The sequence below is a fragment of the Streptomyces viridochromogenes genome, assembly GCF_001270495.1.
In the GTDB taxonomy this organism is placed as follows: domain Bacteria; phylum Actinomycetota; class Actinomycetes; order Streptomycetales; family Streptomycetaceae; genus Streptomyces; species Streptomyces viridochromogenes_A.
The window spans coordinates 71,286-87,147 of the sequence record NZ_LGUR01000202.1 but is presented as its reverse complement, the minus strand read 5'-3'; the positions used below and the strand labels follow the sequence as shown (position 1 = coordinate 87,147).

The window sequence follows — 15,862 nt, the reverse complement described above, 5'->3', positions numbered from 1 at the left end:
GCAGCCCGCGCACCGCGAACACCGTCGCGACCTTCACGGCGGTCGGGTACACGTCGTTCGTCGACTGCCCGAGGTTCACGTCCTCGTTCGGGTGCAGATGGCGCCGATCGCCCTGGCCTTCGCCGTGCTCGACGCCACTGGCTCGGTCGGCTCGCTCGGGTTGGTGGTCGGCGCCCACTCCCTCACCAGCATCCTCTTCCTGCTGTACGGCGGGGTGCTGGCGGACCGGCTGCCGCGCGGCCCGCTGCTGGTCGGCAGCAGCGTGGTCCATCCTCCTCGCCACCCTCGCCATGGTCGCCACCCCCTCCATCCGCGCGCTGGCCCCGAAGACCGCGGAACCGCTGCCCGCCTCCGGAGATCCGGTGCCTCGCTGAGCTCGACTCTGACGCGTGAGTACAGCGTGCCCTCACCGGTGGCGATCTCTGTCATGTCGTCCCACCACAGCGCATCGGGAGGCCGCATCCGCAGCGAAAAGGGCATCCGCTGGGGCGGATGCCCCCTCGCCACCGCGGGCTGAAGAACCCGACGCACCTCACCCGGTCACAGAACTATCCGGCATAAGGGTGGTCCGGCGACGCCGACGCCAAGAGTGCCCGGCACAAGCTCGGGCTGACCGCGTCCCTGCCCGCTCCTCTCGGGTTCGCGCTGGACACGGCCGAGTTCCGAGGCTGCGGAATCACTCCTCCGCCCCTCCACTCCCGCCTCAAGGCATCGCACACGCCGACGCGGCGCCCTCGTGCCGGTACCAGACGCTGTCCAGCTCACGGCCGTCCGGCAGGGTGTGGTGGGCCGGGCCGGGGACCGAGACGAAGCCGGCGCGTTCCAGGGCGCGGCGGCACGCGAGGTTCGCCGTCGCCGTGCCCGCACGTACCGTCGGCAGACCGGCGTGGCCATGGGCGAACTCCGCGGCCGCCAGGAACAGTTCAGCGCCGAGGCCCTGGCCTCGATGGTCGGGGGCGAGAATGCCGCCGATCTCACCCCTGTCGCGGTCGAGTTCGAGGTACCCGGCGTAGCGCCCGGTGTCGCGGCGTACACAGACCATGAACTCGGGCATCTCGGGGCTGGGTTCGAAGGGCTCGGCCAGCTCGGGGTTGGACCTGATGAACCATCGGGGGGTGGCGCCGGTGGGGCCCAGGCGCAGCAGGGCCCGTCTGGTGTCGGCGTCCGGTACGACCTGGTCCATCTGGTTCCCCTGCCAGCGCTGGGCCTCGGGGTCCGCGCCCGCGGCGATGGCCGCCAACGCGTCGAGCTTGGTCACCGGGGTGTAGAACAGCAGGTGCCGGGTGGCCAGGGCGTGCCGGCCGGGCGTGCACGCGTCCGGGACCGGGAGGCCCGAGGCCGCCCGGCGACGTCGCAGGAGCGACCGAATCATGGAACCCCCCGTTGTGTTCGTCCTGGTGTGTCCGGCCGAATGTACCGGGGTGTGTCCGGCCTCAGAACCCATCTTTGAACCGGCTCTCCGGGCCCTCCGAAGCAGTGCCGCTCCGCCGACCTGATCGGCTGCAGCGTCATGGGTTTCTTCGTTACTCCACAGCGCGGCCGATGAGTTTGTGGCTCCCGGCCGGTCCAAGCTCATGACACCTAGTACTCCAGCCACTGGATCGCCCACACCAAGGGCTGGATGTCCGGGGCAGCAGTCCCTGGCCCGGTTCACGGGTGGTCATGTCCCTCACCATCCCTCAGCAGGCTGCTGAGGAACGGGGCAAGCCGGTCGGCGATCACCCGGTCGTCGTGAGCCGAGGTGTGCCGGTCACATCCGAGGAAGTCCAGGCCCGACTGATCGAGGAACCAGTAGTGGACCCCGCTGTCGCCGGCGTCGTTGCACGCCTCGACCACCTGCCGCACATGCTCGTCGTTTCCGTCGAAGCCGACGGCCACGAGGGCGGTGCCGGCACCGTAGCGCGTCCGCAGTTTCCGGAGGAACTCGCCGTAGGCAGTGCGGTAGGCGGCCGCGAGGCTGTCGGGCGTCCACGGTTCACCGGGGGTGAGGTCGGAGAAGTCGTTGGCGCCGAGGTTGACCACCACGATCTGGGGGCGCCACGTCCCCGGATTCTGCCAGACGTCGCCGTCCACGTTCAGCAGGGCGCGGTCGTAGTAGGTCCGGTACGTGACGCCCGGGGAGATGCCGGCGACGTTGCGCACCATGCCGAGGCCGGAGAAGCCGTTGATCTGGTAATCGGCGTCCAACTGTCGGGCGGTGAGGGCGCCGTAGCTCACGTCGGTGTTGGTGTTCCGCTTGAGCTGCTCCGGATTGCAGTCGCGGGTGCCCGAGACATTGCCGTAGCCCACCGTGATGGAGTCCCCGATGAACTCGATCTGGCGGTCCCGGGGCGCCGGCTTGCTCAGTACGGCACCCCCGGGCGCGGCGACGAAGCCTCCGAACGTGCTGATGTCCCCCGGGGTGTCGTTGCGTTTGACGACCCGGACCGTGTGCTCGCCGTCCCGCAGGCCGCTGATCCAGTGCGTGGTGTCGCCGGGTGTGACCAGGGTGGCGACGGTGGCCCCGTCGACCTGGACGTCGTAGTCGGCGGCCGCGCAGTCGAGTACCACCCCGAGGCCGGTCCCGCGGAAGCGGCCCTCGAAGTACACCCCGGGCCAGCTGAACTGCACCGTCTTCCCCAGGTCCTTGACCCGCCCTGCGGTGTGCACCTGCTCCGAGACGCTCTTCACGGGGACCAGTTGCCACTGCTGGTTGGCGCCGCCCCAGTCGGTGAACTGCACAACCCTGGCACCGTCCGTGGTGGCGGCGTTCCGGACCTCGACGGCCTTGCCGCTGTTGCGGTTGATCAGACGGACGTAACCGTCCGCCGAGTCCTCCAGCCGGAACTGCTGGTTCGAGCCGTTGGTGTCGCCCCACTGCACGATGTCCGCGTGGTCGGCGCCGGACCAGCCGTGGACGTCGAGCACCTTGCCCGAGTGCTGAGCCTTCAGTCGGTGGTAGCCGTCGCCCGAGTCGACGAACTGGAACCGCTGATGGGAACCGCCGTTGCGGGTCCACTGCTGAACGGCCGTTCCCTCAGCAGTACTTGCGCCGGATATGTCCAGCGCCTTGCCGCTGCCCTTGTTGATCAGCTCATACCACGAGCCCGCCTCCACCATGGCCGCTTGCGCGGTCCCGGTCGCGCCCAGCCCTGCCGGCGGAGCCGCCGGCAGGGTCGTCACCGCGGCAAGCGCCGCCGGGCGCCTCCCGCGCCCCGGCTTCGGGTTCCTGTCTCTGAAAGTCATCTGCGTGCCATCTCTCCGGCCCTGTGGCGCATCGGTGGGTCACGGCTGAACGTCCGACATTCCACTCCTTAATGTCAACCAATTTGAAGGGAGGGAATAGATCAACAAGCAGCCGATTTGCGCGACTTGATAGGCAAAGCACTTATCCGCACACGTCGCGCCCTCTGCCAGCAGCAACCGGCTGAGATCTTGGCCGCTGCCCACATCGGCGCCAAAACGCTGACGTTTGCCGAGAGTCCCGGTAGCGATGACCTACAATTAACTGTCTATGGAAGATAATTCTTTGGAAGATGAGTGATGGCTGACACTGACCTGAAGCTGCTGTACCGGGAGCTGGTCTCGCTGGAGATCGAGTTGTGGGACGGCATCGAGGGGCGGTTGCGGGCCGAGTACGACTTGGCGCTGACCTCGTTCGAGGTGCTGCACCTGCTGCTGCGGCAGCCCGGGCGGCGGATCCAGGACATCGCGGAGGAGTTCTCGATCACGGTGGGCGGCACGAGCAAGGTCGTCGACCGGCTGGAGGCGGCGGGCCTGTGCGGGCGGAGGGCCAATCCGAACGACCGCCGTTCCTCGATCGTCGAGCTCACCCCTGAGGGGCGGAAGCTGGTGGACGGGGCGCTGAAGGTCTTCGAGGAGGAGCTGGAACTGCGGATCGGGTCGGCGATTCCTGAGGAGTCGGTACGCGAGGTGACCGCGGTCCTCAGTACGCTGCGGGCGGCCGGCCGTGCTCTGGACGCGGAGCGGAAGGCCGCGGGTCAGACGCCGGTGCCGGCCGCGCGGGCGCCGAAGCAGTCCGGCCGGTCAGCCTCGTGAGCCAGAGCGTCTCAGGCATGACGACGGGCGGCTGGTGCGGGGCGGGTGACCATGGTCGCCAGCCCCGCACCAGCCGACCGTCGTCGTTCAGTCGGCGATGCCGTTGAAAGCGATGACTTTGTCGATGTGGGCGCTGACGAGGAGGTTTCCGGGGCCGCCATTGCGGGCGGCGTACTCCCGGGTGCGCTCTTCGCCCATGTAGCGGGCGCCGAGGAGACCGCCCCAGTGCAGCATCTCGTCGGGGTTCGCGGAGGTCTCGGCGCGTCCTTGGAGGACGACGAACGCGTACGGCGGGCGGTCGTCATCGACGCAGAGGGCGAAGCGTCCGTCGCGAGCGAGGTTGCGGCCCTTGACGCCGTCCTTCTCGGTGGTGAGCACGATGTCGTCGCCGTCGAGAAGGAACCACACCGGGGTGACGTGCGGGCTGCCGTCGGCCCGGACGGTCGACAGCTTGCCGGTGCGGGTGCCGTGCGTGACGAACGCCCGCCACCGCTCGCCGGTCATCTTCCGCATGCGATGCCTTTCACGCTGGTGGGGCCGTTCGCCACCCCGAGGCCGGGCCGGCCTCGGGGCACACAGCGGGTGTCAGCGGCCCCAGAAGGCGTCTTCGGCGTTCTGGTCGCCGGAGAAGAGCCACATCTCGGTGATCTTGCCGTTCTGGATGCGCAGGAGATCCACGCCGTCCATGGCCATGGACGTGTCGCCGCGGCGGCCGGTGAAGTGGATGGTGGCGGCGACCAGGTCACCGTTGCCCATGAGCGAGTGGATCTTGTCGATGGCGAAGGTGCCCTGGCTGGCCTCCATCATGCCGCCGAGCATCTGGAAGACGGCGCCCTGGCCCTTGTGGTCGCCGGAGAACTGGTTGGCGCCGGGCTGGTGCCACACGAGGTCGGCGTCGAGGAGGCTGCCGAGGGCGTCCATGTCTCCGGTCTGGACGGCCTGGAAGTAGGCGCGGGCAAGGTCGAGGTTGGCAGTAGTCATCGTGGTCTCCGTAGGTTCGGTCGGGGTCATCGGGCGAAGTCGAGGCGGTCGGCGAGGCCGGCCTCGGTGAAGGCGGCCTCGATCTCGGCGCGGCCTTCCTGGAAGTGGGCCCAGCTGTCGTAGTGCGCGGGGACGACGCGTCGGGCGCCGAGCGTCTTGGCGGCCTCGGCGCCCAGGGCGCTGTCGAGGGTGAGCAGGGCGCCGTCGAAGGCGAACGGCATGCGGGCACCGCCGAGGAAGAGGACCGCGGTGTCGACGGGTGCGAACTTCTCGGCGATCTCCTTAACGTGCTCCAGGGCGGCGTTGTCGCCGCTGACGTAGACCGAGGGGAGGTCGTCGGAGGTGAGCATGAAGCCGATGACGTCACCGGTGATCGGCTCGCAGCCCACGGGGCCGTGCCGGGCGGGCACGCCGGTGACGGTCACGGTGCCGCCGTCGGGCCGCTTGAGCTCGGCGGCCTGCCAGCAGGCGAGGCCGCGGGCGGTACCGCCCAGGCGGTCGGCGCCGCTCTCGGTGGTGAAGACGACCGGCACCTCGGCCAGCAGGGCCCGGCCGGCGTTGTCGAGGTTGTCGTCGTGCTCGTCGTGGGAGAGCAGGACGGCATCGATGGGGCCGAGGTCGGCGGCGGTGACCGGTGAGGGGTCGGTCTTGACGAGCTTGTGGTCGCCCGGGAGGGGCATGGAGTACTCGCCGGGCGGGTCGAAGGTGGGATCGGTGACGAACCTGAGCCCGCCGTACTCGATCAGGGTGGTCGGGCCGCCGTAGACGCGGACGGGGATCTTTTCGCTGGTGGCGCTGGCGCCGGACATCGGGGAACCTCCCGGTCGGGGGAACGGTGGTGCGAGGCCCTGCGGCGCGCTCCGGCGGGAGGCAGGGCGGAAGAGGCACGGGTTTGCGGGCCCGCCCGCTCCCTGGAAGCGGCCGACTGCGGGCGGCTGGCGGCCATGGTCGGGCTCATGGGGCGGGTGCGGAGAAGACGCCGAAGTGGTTGCCGGCGGTGTCCTCCAGCCGGGCGAAGGTGAGGCCCGCGGAGTCGGAGACCGGCTCCATGAGGACATTGGCGCCGAGTTCCCGGCCGCGCTCGACAGTCGCGGCGACGTCCTGGACCAGGACGTAGAAGATCGCGTAGTTGGGGAAGTTGCCCTCCGACTCCCACACGCCGCCGGTCGGCTGTCCGGCGCCCGGCGTCATCACGGAGTGGTAGGTCACGCCGGGGGTGTTGGTGTTGAGGGCGTACGTCCAGTCGAAGAGCTCGCCGTAGAACTCCTTGACCTTCTCGGGCTGGTCGGTGCCGAACTCGAACCAGGCGACCGAGTTGAAGGCGGGAACGGTCATGACACGCACTCCTTACCCCCTGAAAAGGAAGAAATAGCTCTGAGACAGGCCAGCCCAAGCGGTGACGGCCGCCCTGCGGGGGCTCGCGAGAACCCGGCGGAGGTGGCGGGCTCCGGACCGGCTCGGCCTCCAGCAAATCATTTACATTCCATGGAAGCAACTTCCATAGATTATTGTTCCATGTATATGGGTTCGGTGACCGTCAGTCGGCCCCGGACAGCACAGGACCCCGGCTTGTCGGACACGGACGCGGGCCGCAGGAAGGAAGCACGTCATGGAGCCGGTCGAGATCGAGGCGAAGAGCCTGATCCAGAAGTCGAAGACCCCGTCGAACGATTACGTCATCAACCCCTACACGGGCTGCGTGCTGGGCTGTGCCTACTGCTTCGCCAGCTTCGCCGGGCGCCAGTTCGGCCGGTCGGTCAAGGAGTGGGGTGACTACCTGTACGTGAAGAAGAACGCGGTCGAGCTCGCCCGCAAGGAGCTGGCGAAGATACCGGAACACAAGAGGCGGGGCACGATGCTGCTCAGCTCGGTCACCGACCCCTACCAGGGGCACGAGACGAAGTACCGGCTCACCCGCGGCATCCTGCGCGAACTGAAAGCGGTCGAGTACCCGGGCCTGGTCCGCATCCTCACCAAGTCACCCGTCGTCACCCGCGACATCGACCTGCTCACCAGCCTGCCCCAAGCCGAGGTCGGCATGACCGTGACCAGCACCGACGACAAGGTCAGCCGCTGGCTGGAGGTCCGCGCCCCGCTCGCCTCCCGCCGCCTGCGCACCCTGGCCGAACTCAACGAGGCCGGCATCCACACCTACGCCTTCGTCGGCCCGCTCCTGCCCCACTTCGCCACCCAGCCCGAACTCCTCGACGACCTCTTCGCCCGGCTCGTCGACGCGGGAGTCGGTGAGGTGTTCATGGAGCACATCAACCTCAAGCGGTACATCCGCGAGCGCATGGACCAGGTCCTCGCGGACGAGCCCGAAGACGTTCGCGAGGCGTACCTCCAGGCGCGGACGAAGGAGCACCGCGCACAGCTGGACGCGATCGTGGCGGAGCTGCTGGACAAGCACGGGCTGCGGCTGCGCTTCGAGGAGGTCGTCCACCACGACGACAACGACGCCCTGCGGCAGCGGCTCGCGTCCTCGCCGTGACCGCGTCCGGGCCGCCGGGCCAGGTGTACGTCAGGGGGTGACGCCGGCCTCGGGATCCGGCACCGCCATGGCCCACGTCCCCATGGCCTCCAGGACCTCGCGCAGTCCCTTGCCGAGCGGGGTCAACGCGTACTCGACGCGCGGCGGGATCTCCGCATAGGTCGTGCGGGTGACGATGCCGTGCCGCTCGAACTGGCGCAGCCGGCTGGTCAGGGTGTGCGGGCTGATGCCGGGCAGGGCCTCGCGCAGCTGGGTGAACCGGTGGGGGCCGTGGAGCAGTTCGCGCACGATCAGGGTGGCCCACGGTCCGTTGAGCAGCGTAAGGAACCGGGCGACACCGCACTCGGGCAGACAGGGATCGGTCACAGTTTTGACCGTACCCCATTAGTGCAGTTGATGTAACTGGTGCATCGCATGCACTAATGGCGCCATGACCTACGTGATTCATGGCTCCACCGGCGCCCAGGGTGCCCCCGTCGTCGCCGCTCTCGCCGCCACGGGCAAGTCCGTGACCGCTCTGACCCGCAACCCCGACGCCGTCGTGCCCGGCGCGCAGCATGTCGTGGCCGCCGGCTACGCCTCCGCCGCCGACCTGACCGACGCCTACCGAGGTGCCGAGGGGGTCTTCGTCCACCTGCCGGTGGCCTCCGAGGAGGACCGTCAGACCTACGCGCACAACATCCTCACCGCCGTCCGCGAGGCCCGGCCGGCCCGCGTCGTGTTCTCCACCAGCGGCTTCCCGATCGATCCGGCCATCGGCGGTGCCGCCGCGACCCTGACCGCCGGCCTGGCCGACTGCGGCGTGTCCCACGCGGTCATCGCGCCCGAGCTGTATCTCGAGAACCTGCTCATGCCGCACGTCATCGGCTCGGTCCGCGAGCGCGGCGTTCTGCCCTACCCGATTCGGGCCGACTTCCCCGTCTCCTGGGCCTCCCACCTGGACATCGCCGACGCCGTCGTCGCCCTGCTCGACCGCACGGACGTCACCGGCGTGGTATCCGTCGGCCAGTACCCGGCGATCACGGGGCCGGATCTGGCCGAGGCGTTCGGCGCCCGGCTCGGACGGGACGTGGTCTTCGACCAGATCACCGCCGAGGAGTTCCGTACCTCAATGGCGCCCCTGATCGGAGAGAGCGCCGCCGCTGACATCGCAGGGGCCTACCAGGCGATGAGCGCCATGCCCGGACGCTCGATCGCGCCGGAGATTTCCGCCCAGAAGCTGCTGGGGGTCACCCCCCGGACCACAAGCCAGTGGCTGGCCGACATAGGCGTCTGACCACAACCACTGTCAGCTCCGGCCGAGTTCGCCAAAGCTTGGCAGGCCGCCGAATACGGCGGCCTGCCAAGCCTTCAAGTACTACCGACCGCCCAGGCCGGGACCCGCCCTGACTTCAACACGCTGAACTTGACAGGGAAGACGAAGTGGGCCGGCCACTGCTCGGCCGCACGGACAGCGGTCGCCGCCCTGCGATGCGCACGCCGCTGAAGACGCTCGAAGGACAGCCGGTCGCTCTCCCACACCACCAGTTCCCCGTCGAGCGCCATGTCGCCGGGCAACCGCGAGGCCCCGGGGACGTTCTCGGGAAAGGCCGCCGCCAGGTGCCCGCCTCGGTGGGAACGGATCAGGACCCGGTCGCCGGGCCACCGTCCCAGCAGCGCCCGGAGCCATCGTTCTCCAGACTGCGTGGTGTCTCATGAGACCCGATCGGCTGCCAGCCAACTTGTGCGGCTATCGCTTCTGCCGTGCCAGATCTGGTTCTTGTCTGGTCAACCACAGTGCGAGCGTGGCAATCAGTGCGCAGCCGGTCATGCCCAGGAAAAGCGGCATGACGGTGTGTCCGCCTGCGATGCCCATCAAGGGAGCGACGGCCGCGCCGAGGACGCTTTGCAGTGTGCCGAGCACTGCCGAACCGGTACCGGCCGCGTGCGGTACGCGTGCGAGGGCGAGTGCGGGGGCGGTGGCGAAGACCTGCCCGAGGCCGAGGAAGCCGATGCCGACCAGGCCCAGGGCCCACACCCGGTTGAGATTTCCGGTGGCGGTGACGAGCAGGGCGAGGGCGCTCGACATCAGGAGCACGGCCAGTCCGACCTTCAACAGAAGCCGAGAGCCGTAGCGGCTGACGAGCCGGGCCGCAGCGGCACTGGAGACGGTGGCGGTGAGGGCGCCGGCGGAGAAGGCCATGGATGCCTCGCCGACGCTGAAGCCCAGAACGTTCTGCAGCAGGAAGGGGGAAGCGGCGATGTAGCAGAACAGGGTGGCGCTGGCGAAGCAGAAAGCAAGTGTGTGGCCGAGGTAGAGGCGGTCGGTCAGGACCGAGACGGCGGCCTTGAGCGTGGTCCGGATGCCGCGGGCGTGTCGGTGTTCGGCGGGCAGGCTCTCCGGAACGAGGAGCAGCGCGGCCAGGAACATGAGCGCGGTCGCGCTGGCCAGCACCCAGAAGACCGTGCGCCAACCGCCAGGACCGTTCACTATTGCCCCGCCGGCCAGCGGCGCCACGATGGGGGCGATGCCGCCCAGGGCCATCAACATGCCGAAGATCCTCGTGGCGGCCGTGCCGGACGCGGTGTCTGAGACCACGGCCCGGCCGACGACTACGGCTGCAGCCCCGCTGAATCCCATGAGGAACCGCAGGACGGTCAGGAGTTCGAGCGAGGGGGCGACGGCGCACAGCGCCGTGACCAAGGTGCAGATGCCGGTTCCTAAGAGGATCGGCTTCCGGCGTCCGTACCGGTCGGAGAGGGGGCCGAGTACCAGTTGACCGGCGGCGAGCCCGAAGAGGAACGCGGTGAGGGTGAGTTGGACGCCGGCGGCGTCCGTGGACAGGTCCCGGGCCATGGCCGGAAAGCCCGGGAGGTACATGTCCGTGGACAGTGGGATCACGAAGGACAGCAACGCGAGGGTCGCGGTCAGGCGGCCCGGCGGGGACGGGGGCGCCGGCTTCGGCACCGGCTGGCCGGCTTGGCTGGGGGCATGGGAGGTCACGGTCGCTCCGGGGAAGGAGGGGCAACAAGGCGAGTTGACTATAGATATATATCTATAGGAAAAGCTAGGATGGGAGGGTGACCAAGGGCGATGACGAACTCCACGACCATGCGCTGCTGCGTGAAGCCAGGCAGCTGACCCCCGCGGTCTATGCCCTCGCTCGTGTCCTGCGGCTACGAGGGGTCGGCGAGGCGGGGCTGCTTCCGCTACCGCCGTCGGACCTGGAGGTTCTGCGCTATGTGCTGGAATCCCCGGGCACAGGAACGGGCGAACTCGCGCGCGAACTCGGGCTGCACGGGAGCAACGTCAGCACCACCGTGCGGGGCCTGGTAGCCCAGGGCTTGATCCGGCGCGAGACCGATCCCCACGACCGTCGAGCCGTTCAGCTGTATCCGACGCTGGATGCCCAGCACGGAATGGCTCGGATCGAGAATGCCTGGGCCGCCTTGTTCGCCGACGCCCTGGCCGCGCTGTCCGCCGACGACCGTGCCGCACTCGCCGCCGCGACGCCCGCGCTGCGAGCACTCGGCTCCACTTTGCGAGCCCTCCGCCGCGACTGACAGTGCTCCGGCCGCCCAGCTCACCGCACCGCGAACACCCTTGGCAAGGCGGGACGTTAGCCGTCGGCCGGCGTATGAACATGAAGAAGAGGGCTCCCACGTCCAGCCGGTGGAGCCGTTGCTGGTCGCGGAGGCCGAGGTCGACGTGCCTCTTGATACTGCGGTCCACAGGCACCCGGTGCGACTCCTGCGGGCACCGCGAGGATCTGACGCCCGCCGACGTACCTCCCTGGTGGCGCAGCATTTGAGGGGCTTGCTCGTTCACGAGTCTCGGGGCTCGGCGGGCCGGGCGAATGGAACGATCACTGCGGAGGAACGGGTGTGCTGGGCCCGCAGAGCAGCATTCTCGGCAGCGAGCGCGGCGATGACCGTGGCTGCGGCGTCGACCTGGTCCTGAAGTTGGCGCCGGTGGGCCCGGCCAGTGGTGAGCTCGGCGCGCAGCGCGGTGAGTTCCCGGTGGTGGGTGCGTTCATGTGCGGCGGCGGGACTGTCTGTGAGGCGGTTGTTCCAGGCCGCAAGGCATTGCATTGCCTGATCCAGCAGAATCGGCGTAGCCCGCGGGACACGGCGCCGCTCCAGCAGAACGCTCAGCTCCTTGCGTTCCAGACCCGCGACGTCGCCGACCTTCCACACCTTGCGCGTATCCGTTGCGCGGTCTGTACGTCGGCGCGGAGTCCATCAGGAGATCGTGGTCCGCCAGGACGCGCCGAGATCCGCGAGCTGCCCACGAAGTACGCCGCGCTGCTCCTCCAGGTCCTGCGAGGCCGGCGACAGGAGATAGACGTTGCCGCGGTACAGGCGGAACCCGATACGCTCCCACCCCTGAGTGATCTTGGCGTTCACGCGGTCCCACTCCGACCTGTCCGTCAGACGTTGACTGCTGAGGTCGGCGATGCCGGGCGAGCAGGCAGTGGCCCTGCAGCCGACCATGAGCCGGTGGATCGCCTCGCAGCCGAGTACGGCCGCCAAGCCGTGCCCGCGCCAACGGGGGATCCAGGGTCACTCGGTCCATGACGAGCAGCGCGGGTGCGGGGGCTGTCCGCGCCAGGCGTCGGCCTGCGCGCCGACCGACCACCACCCAGGCCGACGCCTTGAAGCACGCCGCCGCCCGCGCTCTCGCCGTCGTTATCTGGCCATGCCTGCCATGTACCCCCGTAGGCCGCTGGCGCCATCGCGGGCCCGTCGGCCGCCCTCGTACCCTCCTGTCACACTCGTCCCCGACCGTTGCGCGGAAGCTCAAACGGCCAGGAACGGCTTGATTGTGCGAACGAGTTCCTCAGGGTGATCGAACTGCGGTGTGTGCGTGCCCGGGGTCCGCAGCAGCTCGGTCCCGAGGTGGGCGGTGAGCCAGGTGGCGACCTCGTGGAAGAAGTCCGGGGAGTCCTCGCTGATCAGGGCTCGGGTGGGCGCGGTGATGCCGGCGAGCGCCGCATCGTCTGGGCAGTACGGCTCGAACTTTCCCATCTCGACGCCGAAGAGCGTCTCGCCGTTCGCGAGCATCCTCTGGCGTAGCCCCGGCTCCATCTGCTCCCAGTTGACGTCGCCGGCGGCCCACCGCATGAAGCGTTCGACGGCCGCCTCAGGACCTCCGGCGGCCATGCCTGCTTCGACGATCGCCCCCACGGCGGCCTGGACCTCGCCCGGATTCTTCACCACGGACAGCAGTGGGGGTTCGTGCAGTACCGCGCTACGGACGACGGCGAGGTGGCGGACGAGCAGGTCCAGGGCGAGGATGGCCCCATAGCTGTTGCCGTACACGGCAGCGGGAGCGAGCCCGAGCACGGTGAGCAGGGCGGCCGCGTCGTCCGCCTGCTCGGCCACCGAGGTCGTTTGCCACCCGGCGGGACGCGGACTGCGCGAGTTGCCCCGTCGGTCGTAGCTGAGCACAGTGAACTCGTCGGCGAGCAAGCCCGCGACCCGGTCGAAGTTGCCGGCATCGCCGCCCGCACCGGCGATCAACAGCACCGACGGACCGGTGCCGCGCAGCTCGTAGTAGATGTCCGTCCCGTTGACGGCAACCGACGGCATGGCTTCCTCCTTCGCTCGGCGCGGGTCTTCCCGTCTTGCGCTCGGATACTTCCGGTCCGGCCACCCGTGCGCATCGGACACGGCGCGCGGTGTCGCCTGCGGGTGGGCGTGTCGAGCGGCTGAACGGGGGCCGCCGCGTTGCGGCCCCGAGCGGGCGCAAGACCTACTACCGCATCAGCAACCCTGTGGTGCGGTGCCGTGGCGCACCTTTTGATTCCGCTCCGCGCCGCGCGCCGCACCGACGGGCCTGGTGGGGGGAGCCGTCGATCACCGCCCGGGACCGTCCAGCTTCCCGGCACGGTGCAGCTCGGTCAGCAGCACCTGGTGCAGCCGGTCCCACACCCCGACCTCGTGCCGGCCCGCAGCCAGCACGTCATCCCGGACCCGAAGCCGAGCTCCTGCGGCAGCCACTCTCACTGGATCCCCGTGTGCAGCACGAACAGGATGCCCTGCAGGCAACCACGGTCGTCCAGTGGCAGCCGGCCGGGATGGCGCGCACGCCGCTGCCTGACCGGCAGTAACGGCTCGATCCGCCCCCACAGGTCATCCGGCACCATCCACGGACGTTCCCCTTCCCCATCACTCGTGCAACGAGCCAGCCAGGAAGGGGATATGGCTACGACGAGGCCTTCTATTAGGCGCTCCAACTCCCGCAACTGACGGCCTGGAAAATAGGGTGCGGTCGGCTGAGCTGGGGTGATAGGCAAGCGATGTGACAGAGAGTCTTGAGTATTCCGGCCTGCTGCAGCTGATCGACGAGCGGTCGGCCGCGTTCCGGAGTGCGGTTGCCGCCGCCCCCAGCCTTGACGCGCCGGTGCCGTCCTGCCCCGAGTGGACGTTGTTCGATCTGGTGCAGCACCTGGGTACGGGCCAGCGCTGGTGGGCCGCGATCGTCGCCGCGGGCCCGGCCGAGGCTCCGCCGGCCAAGGATGCCGCGGAGGTGCCGCGCGAGCTCGAGGCGTTGCTGGCCTGGTACGCCAAGTCGAACGAGCTGCTGCTGAGTGCGCTGCGCGAGGCTGGCCCGGAGCGCGAGTGCTGGGCGTGGTGGGGCGCCGGCGTGTCGCCGGCGAACGCCTGGGGCGTTGCCCGGCGGCGTGTGCACGAGGTGCTGGTGCACACCTACGACGCCCAGCTCGCCGCAGGCGCCGTGCAGCCGATGCCGGCGGACGTCGCGATCGACGGCGTGGCCGAGTTTCTCGACACCTGCAACTCCACCCCGGCGGCCTGGCCGCACGAGGCCGCCACCATCCACTACCACGCCACCGAGGGCTGCTCCTGGCTCCTCACGCTGGACGGCACCGGCGCCTGGCCCGCACCCCTCGCGGACGACGCCGCGCCCGCCTCCGCTTCGGCCACGGGCACGGCCGAGCAGCTGCTCCTCTTCGTCTGGGGCCGCCTCACGCTGAACGACCTGAAGATCGAGGGCGACCAGCAGGTGTTCGAGCAGCTGATCGCCTGGGAGCCCGAGGAGTAGCCAGTCAATACCGCCAGCGGACGGCCTCGATGACGTCCGCGTCGGTGAACATCGCGAACAGCCCCGCTTCCGCGCGGCGGACGGCCAGTGCGGCCTCGTACAGCTCGGGCCCGAGCGCCTCCCGCAGCACTGCCGACTCAGCCAGGAAGGGGATATGGCTACGACCAAGCTTTCCGTTAGGTGCTCTTGGCCTCCAACGCCTTCACGCTGATCTGCTCCCCGCGCGCGCGGGGATGATCCCGTGGACGACACACTCCTTACGGTCAACATCCACTGCTCCCTGCGCCCGCGGGGACGGTCCCGCTTTCCGGCCGCGGTCCTGGATGCCTGACCTGCTCCACCCACGGGATGGTTCCCGGTGGCCGAGTCCGGTGGCGGCCCTGGTCTGCTCCCCGCGCCCGCGGGGATGACCCGTGCTACACGACTCACGGCCGTTCACCCCCTGCGGCTCCCCGCACACGGGCCGCGCCACTGGCGGGTGAAGACCAGGCCTTCGGGCGGCTGGTCAGGGTCGAGCCAGGCCGCGAGAGAGCCGTGGTTGCCCACAGCGGCCGACAACAGGATGAGCCGTGGTGGGGCACGGCAGTGCCTGGCAGAACGCCAGTAGTCCCTCCAGGACGAAGCCGCGCTCATCGTGGGCCGAGCAACCTGAAAAGTTATAGGAACACCAGATGTCGAGGGCCTTCTAACCTTCCTGTAACCGCTTGCAGGATTACTGGCTGGGGGTAAGAGCGTGAACTCTGTTCGGCGGCAGTTGAGATGAGGCGGCTTATCGAATCTCATCAACGGAGGGATCGCTCGAGATCCCTTGAGTGAAACGGGGAGACCATGAGAATTCGACATACCCTCGCGGCCGGGGCGGCTCTGGCCGTCAGCACCGTAGGCCTGGTGGCGGTGGGCACCACCAGCATGTCGGCTGCCAGGCTGACAGTCTGCACTTCGGACAAGAGCTACTCGCAGTAGTCCTCAATCCTCAACGCCAAGAGCTCTGTCTACCTGTCGGTTGTCAAGGGGCCGTCGGTGAATTGCAGCCTGATGGTGGGTAATTCGGGCGCCGGGGTGAAGACCCTCCAGAAGTCGCTCAACTTCTGCACGGGGCTGACGATTGACGGGAGCTACGGCGCCAAGACCCGCGATGCGGTAATGAAGGTGCAGTCGGAGCGAGGGGAACTGCGGCCGGCGTGCACGGTCCACAAACCCGCAGGGCGATGAAATGGAAGGTCGATTCCTTCACCGACAATACGTCCGGGTCTGAGTGCAGGATGGTCAAGGACAAACTCGGATTCCAGGTGCTACAGGGTGGCAGG

The 15,862-nt window shown here is 69.0% G+C and carries 18 protein-coding genes and 2 pseudogenes; 6 read left to right on the top strand and 14 right to left on the bottom strand.

Annotated elements, in window-relative coordinates; translation table 11 throughout:
• The 3 genes and pseudogenes from ADK36_RS48950 to ADK36_RS23805 all read right to left on the bottom strand — a co-directional run.
• Nucleotides 1-271 (bottom strand): annotated as a pseudogene (locus ADK36_RS48950) (lyase family protein); the annotation flags it as partial.
• A 432-nt stretch (nt 272-703) separates the two neighbouring features.
• The gene (locus ADK36_RS23810; RefSeq protein ID WP_053198972.1) at nt 704-1,372 is read right to left on the bottom strand and encodes a GNAT family N-acetyltransferase; all 669 of its coding nucleotides are present in this window, start codon (nt 1,370-1,372) and stop codon (nt 704-706) included.
• A 278-nt stretch (nt 1,373-1,650) separates the two neighbouring features.
• Complete coding sequence (locus tag ADK36_RS23805; RefSeq protein WP_078942684.1) at nt 1,651-3,099, bottom strand: RICIN domain-containing protein; 1,449 nt, start codon at nt 3,097-3,099, stop codon at nt 1,651-1,653.
• Nucleotides 3,100-3,522: 423 nt separating this feature from the next.
• Between ADK36_RS23805 and ADK36_RS23800 the strand changes: the two genes are divergently transcribed.
• Entirely contained in the window at nt 3,523-4,038 is a 516-nt protein-coding gene (locus ADK36_RS23800) for a MarR family winged helix-turn-helix transcriptional regulator (RefSeq protein ID WP_053198970.1), read from the top strand.
• Nucleotides 4,039-4,125: 87 nt separating this feature from the next.
• Here the strand turns inward: ADK36_RS23800 and ADK36_RS23795 are convergent, their stop codons facing one another.
• From ADK36_RS23795 to ADK36_RS23780, 4 genes are all read right to left on the bottom strand, one after another.
• A complete protein-coding gene (locus ADK36_RS23795; RefSeq protein WP_053198968.1) occupies nt 4,126-4,551 on the bottom strand; it encodes a PPOX class F420-dependent oxidoreductase in 426 nt (141 codons plus the stop codon).
• A gap of 72 nt (nt 4,552-4,623) precedes the next feature.
• Nucleotides 4,624-5,019: a nuclear transport factor 2 family protein gene (locus ADK36_RS23790; protein WP_053198966.1), complete on the bottom strand. Its 396-nt coding sequence runs from the start codon at nt 5,017-5,019 to the stop codon at nt 4,624-4,626.
• Between the two features lie 26 nt (nt 5,020-5,045).
• On the bottom strand, nt 5,046-5,828 hold the full coding sequence (locus ADK36_RS23785; protein WP_053198963.1) for an MBL fold metallo-hydrolase: 783 nt from the start codon (nt 5,826-5,828) through the stop codon (nt 5,046-5,048).
• A gap of 145 nt (nt 5,829-5,973) precedes the next feature.
• On the bottom strand, nt 5,974-6,354 hold the full coding sequence (locus tag ADK36_RS23780; protein ID WP_048584261.1) for a VOC family protein: 381 nt from the start codon (nt 6,352-6,354) through the stop codon (nt 5,974-5,976).
• Between the two features lie 274 nt (nt 6,355-6,628).
• Here ADK36_RS23780 and ADK36_RS23775 point away from each other — a divergent pair, with 274 nt between their 5' ends.
• Nucleotides 6,629-7,510, top strand: a complete 882-nt coding sequence (locus tag ADK36_RS23775; RefSeq protein ID WP_048584260.1) for an SPL family radical SAM protein — start codon at nt 6,629-6,631, stop codon at nt 7,508-7,510.
• A gap of 30 nt (nt 7,511-7,540) precedes the next feature.
• On the opposite strand, the gene ADK36_RS23770 is transcribed toward ADK36_RS23775, so the two are convergent.
• The gene (locus tag ADK36_RS23770) at nt 7,541-7,876 is read right to left on the bottom strand and encodes a winged helix-turn-helix transcriptional regulator (protein ID WP_053198961.1); all 336 of its coding nucleotides are present in this window, start codon (nt 7,874-7,876) and stop codon (nt 7,541-7,543) included.
• Nucleotides 7,877-7,940: 64 nt separating this feature from the next.
• Here ADK36_RS23770 and ADK36_RS23765 point away from each other — a divergent pair, with 64 nt between their 5' ends.
• Nucleotides 7,941-8,786 (top strand): SDR family oxidoreductase, encoded by an 846-nt coding sequence (locus tag ADK36_RS23765; protein ID WP_048584258.1) that lies wholly within the window; start codon nt 7,941-7,943, stop codon nt 8,784-8,786.
• Between the two features lie 453 nt (nt 8,787-9,239).
• Here the strand turns inward: ADK36_RS23765 and ADK36_RS23755 are convergent, their stop codons facing one another.
• The gene (locus ADK36_RS23755) at nt 9,240-10,493 is read right to left on the bottom strand and encodes a multidrug effflux MFS transporter (protein ID WP_234329851.1); all 1,254 of its coding nucleotides are present in this window, start codon (nt 10,491-10,493) and stop codon (nt 9,240-9,242) included.
• Between the two features lie 77 nt (nt 10,494-10,570).
• On the opposite strand from ADK36_RS23755, the gene ADK36_RS23750 reads away from it, so the two are divergent.
• Nucleotides 10,571-11,053 (top strand): MarR family winged helix-turn-helix transcriptional regulator, encoded by a 483-nt coding sequence (locus ADK36_RS23750; protein WP_048584256.1) that lies wholly within the window; start codon nt 10,571-10,573, stop codon nt 11,051-11,053.
• 261 nt (nt 11,054-11,314) lie between these two features.
• On the opposite strand, the gene ADK36_RS23745 is transcribed toward ADK36_RS23750, so the two are convergent.
• The 4 genes and pseudogenes from ADK36_RS23745 to ADK36_RS50370 form a co-directional block, all read right to left on the bottom strand.
• Nucleotides 11,315-11,686: a hypothetical protein gene (locus ADK36_RS23745; RefSeq protein WP_053198960.1), complete on the bottom strand. Its 372-nt coding sequence runs from the start codon at nt 11,684-11,686 to the stop codon at nt 11,315-11,317.
• Nucleotides 11,687-11,731: 45 nt separating this feature from the next.
• Nucleotides 11,732-12,022, bottom strand: coding sequence for a hypothetical protein (locus tag ADK36_RS23740; protein ID WP_048584255.1), 291 nt, complete (start codon nt 12,020-12,022; stop codon nt 11,732-11,734).
• Nucleotides 12,023-12,289: 267 nt separating this feature from the next.
• Entirely contained in the window at nt 12,290-13,081 is a 792-nt protein-coding gene (locus ADK36_RS23735; RefSeq protein ID WP_053198959.1) for an alpha/beta fold hydrolase, read from the bottom strand.
• 238 nt (nt 13,082-13,319) lie between these two features.
• Nucleotides 13,320-13,638: pseudogene (locus ADK36_RS50370) on the bottom strand (transposase); the annotation flags it as partial.
• A 155-nt stretch (nt 13,639-13,793) separates the two neighbouring features.
• On the opposite strand from ADK36_RS50370, the gene ADK36_RS23725 reads away from it, so the two are divergent.
• A complete protein-coding gene (locus ADK36_RS23725; RefSeq protein ID WP_053198958.1) occupies nt 13,794-14,555 on the top strand; it encodes a maleylpyruvate isomerase family mycothiol-dependent enzyme in 762 nt (253 codons plus the stop codon).
• A 4-nt stretch (nt 14,556-14,559) separates the two neighbouring features.
• Here ADK36_RS23725 and ADK36_RS51000 read toward each other — a convergent pair whose 3' ends face one another.
• Nucleotides 14,560-14,685, bottom strand: a complete 126-nt coding sequence (locus ADK36_RS51000; RefSeq protein WP_267887417.1) for a hypothetical protein — start codon at nt 14,683-14,685, stop codon at nt 14,560-14,562.
• A 905-nt stretch (nt 14,686-15,590) separates the two neighbouring features.
• On the opposite strand from ADK36_RS51000, the gene ADK36_RS51515 reads away from it, so the two are divergent.
• Nucleotides 15,591-15,767 carry a peptidoglycan-binding domain-containing protein gene (locus ADK36_RS51515; RefSeq protein ID WP_078942685.1) on the top strand — a complete coding sequence of 59 codons (177 nt, stop codon included), beginning with the start codon at nt 15,591-15,593 and terminating at the stop codon, nt 15,765-15,767.
• Nucleotides 15,768-15,862: the final 95 nt, after the last annotated feature.